This window comes from Pseudomonas sp. M5A4_2d (assembly GCF_053345295.1).
In genome coordinates, this window is the sequence record NZ_JBKEZW010000003.1 from 86165 (window position 1) to 98732 (window position 12568).

Here is a 12568-nt window from a genome sequence, read left to right on the forward strand (position 1 = left end):
TTATAACACTTTCTGCGTTATCGTTGCTCGCCGCGCCCTGCGGCGAGCACCTCTTCAAGAAGCGATTGATCGACCGATGAACAAGTACTTTGCGTGCGGCCTGTGCCTGCTTGCCTTGCATAACAGCGCCCAGGCCCTGACCCTGCCCGCCAGCCCCGTGACCGCGCCGGCCGTGGATGATGAACGCGTCGACTTGAATACCCCGACCACCGCCGGCTCGCGCCTGAACCTCACGGCCTTGCAAACGCCGGGCAGTGTCGAGAGCCAGACCGGCGAAAAAATCCGCGAACGCGGCGACGCCAGCGTGCAGGACGCCATCTCCCGCGCCACCGGCATCAGCCGCACCGGCACGCCGGGCGACGGCGGTACCTCGTTGCAGGCGCGCGGTTTTACCGGGCAAAGTTCGGTACTGCAGCTGTACGACGGCCAGCGCATGTTCGAGGGTGCGGGCACTTCCACCTTCCCGGTGGACACCTGGTCGGTTGAGCGCGTGGACGTTCTGCGCGGCCCCGCTTCGGTAATGTATGGCCAGGGCGCCACGGGCGCGGTGATCAACACCGTTTCGAAGAAGCCGTTTGAAGGCGAAATCGAAAACCACATCCGCCTCGGCTACGGGTCCTATGACCGCCAGCAGGAAGCCCTGGACAGCGGCGGCTCGCTGACCGACACGCTGAGCTATCGCCTGAACATCAACCGCCTGCGCAGCCACGGTTTCATCGACCGTGGCGACTCGGCCAGCGACTTCGTCAGCGGCGCCCTGCGCTGGCAGCCGGCCGACAACCTCAGCTTCACCCTGGCCCACGACTATGGCGACCAGAGCCCACAGAACGACTACGGCACCCCGCTGATCAACGGCCAGTTACACAAAAGCCTGCGCGAAAAGAACTACAACGTCAGCAACAACACACTGCACTACAACGACCAATGGACGCGCCTGACCAGCGAGTGGCAGATCAACGACAACGTCACCGCCACCAACGAACTGTCGTACCTGAAAAACCAGCGCCGCTGGCAGAACGCCGAGAGCTATAACTTTGTGGCGGGCGGCTTGGTGCGCCAGAACTACCTGGGCATCAAGCACAACCAGGAGCAGGTCGGCGACCGCCAGACCTTTACCTTCGCGCACAGTCTGTTTGGCCTCGACAGCCGGACAGTGACGGGTGTCGAGTACAACCGTATTCGCTTCCGCCTGGCCAGCAACGCGCCATTCACCGATGCCACGGACCAAGGCCAACCGGTGGATATCAACCACCCGGTGCCGCAGCCGTTTGAAAGCGCCAGCGCGTTTGTCCCGCAGTCCGTCAGCACGACTAAACAGCTCGCCGCCTTCGCGGAAAACCGCCTGCAACTGACCGATAAACTGTCGCTGATCACCGGCGTGCGCCGTGACTACCTGCACATCGACAGCGATGATCTGACAGTAGAGAACAACGACGCCAACAAGACCCTGACCGGCAATAACTGGAAAGCCGGCCTGGTCTACGCAATCACCCCGGACACTTCGGTTTACGGCCAGTACGCCACCAGCACCGATGGCGTCGGCAGCCTGATCAGCCTGAGCCCGAGCCAACAGCAGTTCGGCTTGTCTACCGCCAAGCAGGCCGAAATCGGCTTCAAACAGGCGTTCTGGGATTCGCGTGGCGAGTGGACCCTGGCGGCCTATCACATCGTAAAAAAGAAACTGTTGGTGAGCATTCCCGGCACCGACCTCAAGGAACAAGTCGGCCAACAATCTTCCAACGGCCTGGAAGCCAGCCTGGACCTGCAACTGCCCAACGCCTGGCAGCTGCAAGCCAATGCCGCCCTCGTGCGGGCGCAGTACGACGATTTCTCTGAAGTCGTCAACCAACAGCCGGTGTCCCGCGATGGCAACCGACCGGTAGACGTGCCAAACCGTACCGCCAACCTTTGGTTGAGCAAGGCCGTGAGCGACGACATCCGCGCCGGTGCCGGTGTGCGTTACGTCAGCGCACGGTATGCCAACACCGCTAACACCCGCGAAGTACCGAGCTACACCGTGGTCGACGCCACGGTATCGTGGAAAGCCATGCGCAACACCACGTTGGGCCTGCAACTGAATAACCTGTTCGACCGCACCTACGCCGTCAGCCAATACAACGATGGCCAGCAGTGGATCCTGGGGGAACCGCGTTCCTTCTTCGTCACGGCGGATTACACCTTTTAACAGAACAACACGCGCTCCAGTGTGGGAGCTGGCTTGCCTGCGATAGCGGTGGGTCAGCCACTCAATCAGTGCCCGGCAGACAGCTATCGCAGGCAAGCCAGCTCCCACATTTGAATTGTGCTGAACAAGAGAACACTGATGACTTCACTCACCCTCGCTGGCCTGACCTGGACCCCACCCGGTCACGACCACTGCAATCACCGGTTCCAACTGCATGACGCCAGTTTGCAAGTCGGTGCGGGCGAGTTTGTCGGGCTGATCGGCCCCAATGGCAGCGGCAAGACCAGCCTGCTGCGCTGTGCTTATCGCTTCAGCAAGCCGCAACACGGCGACGTGCTGCTCGAACACCAACAGGTGTGGAAGCAACGTGCAAAGTGGTGCGCGCAACGTATCGCTGTCGTGTTGCAGGAATTCCCCGACGCCTTCGGCCTGCGTGTGGATGAAGTCGTCGCCATGGGTCGCACGCCTCACAAAGGCTTGTTCGACAGCAATACGCTGCACGACCTGGAATTGATTCGGCAAGCGCTGGCCTCGGTCGGCATGCAGAACTTTGAAGAGCATGCTTTCGCCACTCTCTCCGGAGGTGAAAAACAGCGGGTGATCCTGGCCCGTGCATTGGCGCAGCAACCTCAGTTGTTGATCCTCGACGAGCCGACCAACCACCTCGACCCGCGCTATCAACTGGAGCTGCTGAGGCTGGTCAAGCGGCTGAACATCGGCACACTGGCCAGCATCCATGACCTTAACCTGGCCGCCGCCTTCTGTGATCGCCTGTACGTGATCAACCATGGGCGCATCGTCGCCAGTGGTACGCCCCACGAAGTCCTCACCGCCGAGTTGCTGCGCGACGTGTTTGGCGTCGAAGCACTGATCGATACTCACCCCTTGTCCGGCTACCCTCGAATCACCTGGATAACCCAACCATGATCCTGCGCTCCCTGCTGTCTCTCGCTCTATTACTCGGCACTGCTCAAGCGTACGCCGACGCCACCCGCTACCCGGTGACGGTCAAAAGCTGCAACCGCGATGTGACCTTCCAGGAAGCGCCGAAACACGCGGTCAGCCACGACATCAACATGACCCAGATGATGCTCGCCCTGGGCCTCAAATCGCACATGGCAGGCTACAGTGGTGTGACCGGCTGGAAGTCAGTGACACCGGAAATGGCCAAGACCCTCGACGGCCTGCCGGAGCTGGCGAGCAAGTACCCCTCGGTGGAAACCCTGCTCAACGCCAACGTGGATTTCTTCTTCGCCGGCTGGGACTACGGCATGCGCGTGGGTGGCGACCTCACGCCGCAAACCCTGCAACCGTTGGGCATCAACGTCTACGAGCTGACCGAATCGTGCGCCTTCGTGATGAAGCGCCCGGCCGCGACCCTGGAAGACACCTATACCGACCTGCGCAACCTGGGCAGGATTTTCGACGTGCAAGATCGCGCCAATGCCCTGATCGCACAGATGCAAGCGCAAATCGCTGAGGTGCAAAAGCACCTGCCCGAAGGCAAACCACGGGTGTTTCTCTATGACAGCGGCGAAGACCGCGCCATGACCTCCGGCCGCCTGGGCATGCCCCAGGCGCTGATCGCCGCTGCGGGTGGGCGCAATATCCTCGATGACATTGACGCCAGCTGGACCCGCGTCAACTGGGAAACCGTGGTAGAGCGCAACCCGCAGGTGATCGTGATCGTCGACTACAGCGAAATCACCGCCGAGCAGAAGGAACAGTTCCTGCTCAACAACCCGGCGCTGCAATCGGTGGACGCTATCAAGAACCAACGTTTCATCGTGATTCCTTACGTGCAGGCCACGCCGGGTATCGACAACGTGCTGGCCGTTGAAACACTGGCCAAGGGGTTTCACGGCGAATGATCAACCGTCGCTACGTCCTGTTGCTAAGTGCCCTTGGCGCCTTGTTGCTGCTCTCTTGCGTGATCTCGCTGGGGTTCGGCTCAGCGCCGGTGCCGGTGGACGTGGTGTGGCGGATTCTGCTGAACAAGGCGTTCGGTGTCGGTGAGGTGAACTGGAGCGCAGGCCAGGAACATATCGTCTGGCTGATTCGCGTACCGCGCATGTTGCTCGGTGCACTGGTGGGCGCCGGGCTTGCGCTGATCGGCGCCGTATTGCAGGCGGTGACGCGTAACCCGCTGGCCGACCCCCACCTGCTCGGCGTGACTTCCGGCGCCACCCTCGGCGCAGTGATCGTGGTGCTGCATGTGGGCGAAGTCATTGGCCTGTTGACCCTGCCCATCGCCGCATTTATCGGCGCCTTGCTGAGCATGCTGGTGGTGTTGGCGGTAGCCAGCCGCAATGGGCGCCTGGAGAGCGATCGCCTGTTGTTGTGCGGCGTGGCGGTATCGTTCGTGATGATGGCGGTGGCCAACTTGCTGCTGTTCATGGGCGACCACCGAGCAGCCTCGGCGGTGATGTTCTGGATGCTCGGCGGCCTGGGTCTGGCGCGTTGGGAACTGCTGGCGATTCCGGCCGCCACCGTACTGTTGGGGCTGCTGCTCTTGCTCGGTATGGCGCGCCCTTTGAATGCGTTGATGGCCGGCGAGCAGACTGCCGTGACCCTGGGCCTGAACGCGCGCAACGTGCGGCTCAAAGTGTTCCTGGTCGCCTCGTTGATGACGGGTGTACTGGTGTCCATCAGCGGCTCCATCGGCTTTGTCGGCCTGATGGTGCCGCATATCGCCCGGCGTCTGGTCGGGGCCGAGCACCGGCGATTGCTGCCGGTGTGCGTGCTGCTGGGCAGTGTATTCCTGGTGTGGGTCGACGTCGCGGCACGCACCCTGATCGCCCCCGAAGACCTGCCCATTGGCGTGGCGACGGCGGCGATTGGCGGGCTGTTTTTTATCGGCTTGATGCGCAAGCGCTGAGGTCAGAGTTCATCACGGTCATACCAGAACTTGCTGACATCAGGCTCCGCCTGCATATCGTGGACCTTCCACTCTTCACCCAGCACTCCTGGCCGTGACCAGAAGGCGTCGATGACCAGCACTGACAACGTGCCCAGGCCCTGCAATTGACTAACCAGTACACTGGGGGTTGGCGCCGCCACTGGGCCCAACAGCCTGGCTTCAGCCGGATCCAACCCCGGCTTGTACTTGAGCAGAGCACCACCCCGGCAAGACAAGTAACAGCTCTCGGCATCGGGAAGATTGCTCCTGACCACCGACACGTAGTCGCTCAAGTCATCCTTGGAGACGAAGTTTTTCAACAGGTTTTTGTCCAGCGGCCCCAGGCTGGAAGTCGTAGGAATAGCCTTATAAAACGCCTGCACAGCGGCGATTTTGTAGGTCTTCAGCACATTGCCGTCAGGCACGTCGAACCCGGCATGATCGATCCAGAACAACAGTTCCAGGGTACTTGCACCTCCCGTGCCCTGATCCTCCACCGGATCAATCGCGACATACCCCTGCGTTTGCCCTGGCGTCAGTACCGCGCCCAAGTATTGCTTGCCCTTGTAAGGTGCCACCAAGCCTTGGGCATAACGCGCCGCATCATCGGGATAAGAAAACAGCGGCCCGCAGAACGAATGAAAATAGGGGTCGTCTGCAAACGCGTGGGGTGCTTTTTTGGGCACCCATTGCGCCGTGACCCGCTCTTTCCTGCCCCACACCTCGCTGGTGACCCTGATGTGCAGCTCACCCGCTACGGCGAGACGGCGCACATAGTCGCGCACTGTGAGGGAGCCTTCGAGCAATTTCGAGCGGTCGAGGTGCTCATTGCTCATCCATTCGTACAACGACACCGTCTTGGGTAACACATACGTGAGTAACGCACCGTCGCGGCACAACAAATACAGCGGCAGCGTCGTGCCATTGCGTGCGCTGGTGATGAAGCCCAGGGCTTTGTTGATATATGAAAGGGGAAAGAAGCTCTGCGCCATTTCATCAGTGGTGGCAGCGATTGAGGCGTTGGAAGCACAGAGGTACACGCCATCCAGTACATACCCTTGGGGCAATTGGCCGTTGCTGAACACTTGCTTGAAATCGGCAAAGTTCTCCCTGACCAGCGCCAGGGTCGTCATGTAGAGCGGCTCGTTCCTCGACTTGAGTACGTAACCGAAGGCCACCTCGTCTTGCGGCGTCCACAAGCGCTGGGCGTAGCGCACGGCATCGAGCGCCCGGGTAAAGATCGGGCCGCAGGGCGAGTCGAAAGGTACCTGGCGAATCTCCCGGGCTTGGAGTTCACCTACTCCGGCCAAAAACTCCGTCTTTATCTGCCTGGACATGCCCCATACAGGGTCGCCCTTCACCACATACAAATGCCCCGCCTTCGCGACTTCAGTCACAAATGCTTGCGGCGAAAGCGCGCCGCTGCGCAGTTGCTGTTCAATGAGGTTGTCGCCGTAATCACCCTTGACCAGGTTCAGGGGCGCCAGACGGTCTTTGAGCAACGCCTGCGCAGCAGAGTCCGACAGTTGGTAACTGAGGATCGAGCCATTGGCACCGAACGCATATTCACGCTTGATGTGGGCTTCACGGTGCAACAGGTTCGACAATACCGCACTGGGTATCATGGTTTTGTAGATGGCTTTCTGAGTGGCGGACAGCAGCAACGGCACCTCTTGGTTCACCACCGACCGGTAGCGCGCAACAATGGTACTGCCCCCCGGATAAAGCCTCATATCGGCAGCCACTTCAGGGTAGATCCAGTGCAATGCAAGCCCCCGAGGCGGCAGCGCCAGCGGCTCAGTCGAGGCAAACAGCCCATTGACCAATCTGAGGATCACCCCACCATAAGCACGACGGTAGCCGTTGCCTACTAAGGCCGCGGCATGGCGGGCCGCGTCATCGGGGTTGGCAAACGCTGGGCTTAAACGCCGCGGCATTAAGGTTGCGTAGCTGGCCCAGGCATCGCCGACCCACCCGGCTTTATCCCAGAACAAGCTGGTTCGGAGCACATGGAGATTTCCTCTCATCGCCCACTCTTTAACGAAGTCCCTGGGACTCTTCTGGCCGGAGTCCAGCTCGGCACGTGCTTGAGTCAGCAGCCTGTCGACCAGGCCGCCACTTTTTACGTCCATCAAGCCAGGCACATACTGCAACAGCGCGCCATCAAGGGTTGAGAAATAGATCGGCAGGCCATTCACGCCACTGCGGTTCGCTTCATAGAGGGCAACGTACAACACCTCAGGCATCACAAAATACAGGGTCAGCCAAGCGCTCGACGTATTCAGCCCCGCAGGCGACCATTGCTGCGACCGAAACAACCCATGCAATACAAAGCCGTCGGGCAGCTGGTAGCCGCCTCCGGCTTCTCGCTCAAAAAGGCTGCCGAGATTGAAGGGCTTTTGCAGAGCGGTAGCCCCCACTACTTCACTCGCAACATACTGCTCCCGATCCCGGTGCCGGAGGATGAATGCAAAGCAGTCCTTATTCTTGAAGTTGCGACCATGCACTCGCCCATGCAGGTTACGGGCAGCCTCATCGGCGCTGGCGAACAGCGCACCGTAGGTAGCGTAGTCGGGGGGACCGGACTTGGGGGCGTAGCTATAGTTGGGCGACCAGTCGTTGTAGACCACCGAGCGCGGGCCCCATAGGGGGTTGCCCTGGATGATCTTGAAGTCCCCCGCCGCGGCCACTCGCCGGACCCAATCGGCCGGCCGGATCTGCCCGCTGTCGAGGCGCTTGCCAAGGCTGTTGTCACCGGCCTGTGGGCCAATATTGGCCAGTAGCAGTTTTTCCTCGGGCGAATTGTTTGGGGTGTACTCCAACAAGCAGTCCTGCGCGCCCGACAGGTACGCCACCCGTCCGGCCGGGATGATCGAATACATTTCATCGTCGGAAAACACTTGCAGGTTGATCTGCGCCTCCTCCCGCGTCCAGCCGCGCCGTGCGACCCTGGCCGGGTCGACCATCGACAGCGCGGTGTGGGAGCCGTAACGCCCGTGCAGCACAAAAGGTTCCGGCGGGATCAACGGCCCTTGGTTATTGTTTGGAAAAAACAGCGTGAAGGCAAAAGGATTGACCGCACTGACAATGGGCTCAGAGATGACAAAACGACCGTCTTCGCCCTTGAGGATATAACCGCCGTAGTAGCGGTCCCGAGTGTTGCCAATTTGCTCATGGGCATACACCGCCGCATCGCGTGCCGAGAGAAACGAACGGCTCAACGTTGCCTTGAAAAACGACATCAGCAGGTTGGAACGGTTTTCCACCCTGCCGACCGTACGCCACAAGCCACCGGCCTGAACCACCGACAGCTCGGTCGCTGCAATCACCCTGCGCACATAATCGCGCGGGCTCAATGTCCCGGCGACCATTGCCGCTTGTGCGCCGTTATCGTCAAGCTCACCCGTGCTGTTTTGCCTGACCAGCTCGGTCGTGGCGGTGGCCTCGGGCACCTTGAGCGTCAACAAGGCGCCATCCGAGGCGTGCATGTACAGGGACAACCCACGGGCCGAATCCTGGATGCCCAGGGTCACACGCGCCTGGCGGGTTGCGGCGACCACTTGCGCAGGCGTAAAAAAGGTACTGGCCAGCCATTTTTCCCGCGCCGCAACTTCGTCCTGCTCGTACCAGCTATTGAAATAAATCGCCTCCAGCCGGTATTGGGAAGGCAATCGAAGGTTGCCGTCAGTGCGCTTTGGAAACACGTCGTTGGGCGTAAACAGCGGATCACGCTTGGGCTGGGCCAACGTCGCCACGTAGGCATCCTGACGGGTGTGCTTGAGGACAAACCCCATCGCGCCCTCACCTGCTGCGCCCGCGAGCAACAGCGCACGCAGCACGGCGGTTTCCGGGCTTGGAAACACTGAGGTGAAAAAGGGTTGTTGCAGTACGGCGCTGCTGCTGGTCACGGGTGTGTTGATTCGCCAGCCGGTGTTCACCCGACCGCGCACGCCCCCCCAAACCGTATGTGCAATCAGTACAGACAGCTCCCCCGCCTCGGCCAGCTTCCAGACAAGGTTCTCGAAATCATTGCTGGCTTCAACTGTCCCAGCGCGAAGGTGTTGCTCCCAGGTTTTTTCCACCGCCGAGCCACTGCTGACGTACTTGAGCAGCACATTGTCCGGCCCGGAAAAATAGTGAGCCTTGGCGAACGTTCGGTGCTTGAAGCTGAAGAGCTGATCCGCCACGGAGTAGAAGTTGTTGAACAGCAGTACCTGGTCAGCCGTGAAACTGGGGAACATGCCCTGGATTTGTGCGGCATCCGCCGGATGGGAGTGATAAAACGCCTCGGCGCTGTAATCATCAGGGGCGATGAAGTTGCCTTCGCGGTCCTTGGCCAGCACCAACCCATGATCAAAACTATTGCGTTGGTCCGCCACCGGGTGAGTGGCGTAGTAGCGGCCGCCGCGTTTGAGAATCACACCACCGTACTCGACATCGCGACGCTGTCCGATAAGCAGGTGCGCCCAGCGGGCTGCGTCGTCGGCTGTTATAAAGGCCGGGCTGAACTGGGGTTCGGGAATCTTCGAGTATGGGCGCCAGTCATCGCCGACCGGGCCGATCTTGTCCCACAAGGTGCTCGTCCTGAGCACCTCCAATCGACCTGCTGCCGCCAGACGCAGAACAAAATCACGAGGGCGAAGGCTGCCTGCGATCAAGGCCGTATCGATGCCGTTATCCACAACGGCCCCATCGGGCTCAACCCGATAAAGCGCCGCCTCGGCAACCGAGAAGGTGCAGGTGTATTTCAACAACGCGCCATCCGGGGTGGCATGGAAGATAGCCGGGGCTTCTTGCTTGAGTAACTCAGGCGCCAACCGTGCCTGGGAAAGATGCCAGGCCAGTTCTGGCGGCGAAAAAAAGCTGCGGTATAACCAAGGCTGCTTGGTTTGCGCAAGTGCCACATAGGCACCCTGCCCCAAGTAGATGCCGATCAAATGAAAATGGGCAGGCAGGCGATGCTTGCCATCTTTATCGACAGGAAATACGTGTTGCGCGTAGATCTGTTGGCCGCTTGTGCCCGACGGCTCGGTCACTGCGTAAAGGTCCTTGTCGTCATGCTTGAGCACAAAGGCTTGCTGAATCGCCTGGGCCGTAGCCGTCAACCGCGCCTGGGCATAACTGAGCGCGTCGCCAAGGCTTGCCTGCACCGGACCGCAGGCCGGCAGGTCCTGGTTTGGAGAGGTAAAGGCTTGATAGGGCTTCCAGTTATCGGGCACCTCTCCGGTAGACCCACCCCACACAGCATTGGACACCACAATCGACAGTTGGCTGACACTGGCCACTTTCTTGAATAAATTCTCCACCACACCGTCATAGCCGTCAGGCCGGCCGAACGGCTCCTTTTGCTCCAGCCAAACACCAAAACGGCGCTCAGCCTCCGACCGGGTAGGGACATGTTTTAACAGCGAACCATCAGGACCGGATAAATAGGACGCGGTAAAAAAAGGCGGTTCCAGAATATTGGCCGCCAGGTCTGCTTCTGAGTAAAAGCTGTTCAACGCCTTGATCCGGCGATCTGAAAAGTCGGGGTGGTTTTCCTTATACTCAGTGAAAAAATCCGGGTGCGAGTGAAAATCCGCTACACACCGATAACCGTCGGGGTGCAGGAGCTGCTTATTGCTGTCCCGATTCAACACCGTGGTCACGTCAAAAAAATTGCCGCCCCCTTCGATAGGGTCGGTCGCATAAAAAAGCTCATCGGCCAAGCTCTGCAAAATCACCCCGCCATATTCCTGATCCCGCTTGTCGCCCACCTGCTCATGGGCGTAGCGAGCCGCATCGTCCATGCTGATAAACCCCGGCCCTATCGGTGGCAGCTGCACCGGTTTCACCGGGTCCGCCCCAAACCAACCACGCTTGACTCGCTTCATATCATCTGTTCCCGCTCAAGTCCCCAGGCGCCAGAGATTGGCGACCGCAGCGCCCATGTTCGGTAGCAATGGATGACGCGGGGGGCTAAATAGGCACCCCATGCGCCGAGCGCTCTTTTTAAGGGCCGGCCGTGCACTCGACAGCCTTTGCGGCGCCAATTTGGTGCGCAGCTCCACCTGTGTTGCCGGCCAACGCCCTTGGATGCGCACGTTGTGTGCAGCAGGCACAGCCTTTGCAAAGTCCTGTGTATCTGCCCCATAAAAACTATCGGTTTACGGAGATCGCACCATGCAGCGTCGTAGCTTGATCAAGGCTTTAACTTTGTCGGCATCCATTGTCGCCATGGGGTTAACCTGGACCGTACAGGCCGCCGAGACCATCAAGGTCGGCATCCTGCACTCGCTGTCGGGGACCATGGCCATCTCCGAAACCTCGCTTAAAGACATGGCGCTGATGACCATTGACGAGATCAACGCCAAAGGCGGTGTGAACGGTAAAATGCTCGAGCCGGTGGTGGTGGACCCTGCCTCGAACTGGCCGCTGTTTGCCGAGAAAGGCCGCCAGTTGCTGACCCAGGACAAGGTTGCCGTGGTGTTCGGCTGCTGGACGTCGGTGTCGCGTAAATCGGTGTTGCCGGTGTTCGAAGAACTCAACGGCTTGCTGTTCTACCCGGTGCAGTACGAAGGCGAAGAAATGTCGCCAAACGTGTTCTATACCGGTGCGGCGCCGAACCAGCAGGCGATCCCGGCGGTGGAATACTTGATGAGCGAAGAAGGCGGCGGCGCCAAGCGTTTCTTCCTGCTCGGCACCGACTACGTGTACCCGCGCACCACCAACAAAATCCTGCGTTCATTCCTGCACTCGAAAGGCGTCGCGGATAAAGACATCGAAGAGGTCTACACCCCGTTCGGCCACGCCGATTACCAGACCATTGTTGCCAACATCAAAAAATTCTCCGCCGGCGGCAAGACCGCCGTGATCTCCACCGTGAACGGCGACTCCAACGTGCCGTTCTACAAAGAGCTGGCCAACCAGGGCTTGAAGGCCACCGACGTGCCGGTGGTAGCGTTCTCGGTGGGTGAAGAAGAGCTGCGCGGCATCGACACCAAGCCGCTGGTGGGCAACCTTGCGGCCTGGAACTACTTCCAGTCGGTGGAGAACCCGGTAAACAAGAAATTCGTCGCCGACTGGAAGGCTTACGCCAAGGCGCACAACCTGCCAGGCGCGGATAAAGCCGTGACCAACGACCCGATGGAAGCCACCTATGTAGGCATCCACATGTGGGCGCAAGCGGTTGAGAAAGCCAAGTCCACCGACGTCGACAAGGTGCGCGAAGCCATGGCCGGCCAGACCTTCGCCGCGCCGTCGGGCTTCACCCTGACCATGGATAAAACCAACCACCACCTGCACAAGCCGGTGATGATCGGTGAGATCCAGGCTGACGGGCAGTTCTCGGTGGTGTGGCAGACCGAAAAACCGATCCGCGCTCAGCCGTGGAGCCCGTACATTCCAGGCAATGACAAGAAGCCGGATTACGCCGTGAAGAGCAACTGATCCGAGGGGTGTCGACACCTGAGTGTCGACACAAACCCTGTGGGAGCTGGCTTGCC

General features: G+C 60.1%; 6 protein-coding genes. 5 read left to right on the forward strand and 1 reads right to left on the reverse strand.

The window, feature by feature from the left end; translation table 11 throughout:
• The first annotated feature begins 76 nt into the window (after nucleotides 1-76).
• From ACLBW8_RS11015 to ACLBW8_RS11030, 4 genes are all read left to right on the forward strand, one after another.
• Nucleotides 77-2185 (forward strand): TonB-dependent receptor, encoded by a 2109-nt coding sequence (locus tag ACLBW8_RS11015; protein WP_447805357.1) that lies wholly within the window; start codon nucleotides 77-79, stop codon nucleotides 2183-2185.
• A gap of 138 nt (nucleotides 2186-2323) precedes the next feature.
• Nucleotides 2324-3112, forward strand: coding sequence for an ABC transporter ATP-binding protein (locus ACLBW8_RS11020; RefSeq protein ID WP_447805358.1), 789 nt, complete (start codon nucleotides 2324-2326; stop codon nucleotides 3110-3112).
• Nucleotides 3109-4056, forward strand: coding sequence for an ABC transporter substrate-binding protein (locus ACLBW8_RS11025; protein ID WP_447805359.1), 948 nt, complete (start codon nucleotides 3109-3111; stop codon nucleotides 4054-4056). Before ACLBW8_RS11020 ends, ACLBW8_RS11025 begins: the two co-directional genes overlap by 4 nt.
• The gene (locus ACLBW8_RS11030) at nucleotides 4053-5063 is read left to right on the forward strand and encodes a FecCD family ABC transporter permease (protein WP_447805360.1); all 1011 of its coding nucleotides are present in this window, start codon (nucleotides 4053-4055) and stop codon (nucleotides 5061-5063) included. The genes ACLBW8_RS11025 and ACLBW8_RS11030 overlap by 4 nt, the downstream gene beginning before the upstream one ends.
• Before the next feature lie 2 nt (nucleotides 5064-5065).
• Here ACLBW8_RS11030 and ACLBW8_RS11035 read toward each other — a convergent pair whose 3' ends face one another.
• On the reverse strand, nucleotides 5066-10957 hold the full coding sequence (locus ACLBW8_RS11035) for a DUF4329 domain-containing protein (protein WP_447805361.1): 5892 nt from the start codon (nucleotides 10955-10957) through the stop codon (nucleotides 5066-5068).
• A gap of 289 nt (nucleotides 10958-11246) precedes the next feature.
• Here ACLBW8_RS11035 and urtA point away from each other — a divergent pair, with 289 nt between their 5' ends.
• Nucleotides 11247-12512 carry an urea ABC transporter substrate-binding protein gene (gene urtA, locus ACLBW8_RS11040; protein WP_064450462.1) on the forward strand — a complete coding sequence of 422 codons (1266 nt, stop codon included), beginning with the start codon at nucleotides 11247-11249 and terminating at the stop codon, nucleotides 12510-12512.
• The last annotated feature ends 56 nt before the right edge of the window (nucleotides 12513-12568 follow it).

Coding starts and splice junctions, on each gene's coding strand:
- ACLBW8_RS11015 (WP_447805357.1), top strand. CDS start 77: ATGAACAAGTACTTTGCGTGCGGCCTGTGCCTGCTTGCCTTGCATAAC.
- ACLBW8_RS11020 (WP_447805358.1), top strand. CDS start 2,324: ATGACTTCACTCACCCTCGCTGGCCTGACCTGGACCCCACCCGGTCAC.
- ACLBW8_RS11025 (WP_447805359.1), top strand. CDS start 3,109: ATGATCCTGCGCTCCCTGCTGTCTCTCGCTCTATTACTCGGCACTGCT.
- ACLBW8_RS11030 (WP_447805360.1), top strand. CDS start 4,053: ATGATCAACCGTCGCTACGTCCTGTTGCTAAGTGCCCTTGGCGCCTTG.
- ACLBW8_RS11035 (WP_447805361.1), bottom strand. CDS start 10,957: ATGAAGCGAGTCAAGCGTGGTTGGTTTGGGGCGGACCCGGTGAAACCG.
- urtA (WP_064450462.1), top strand. CDS start 11,247: ATGCAGCGTCGTAGCTTGATCAAGGCTTTAACTTTGTCGGCATCCATT.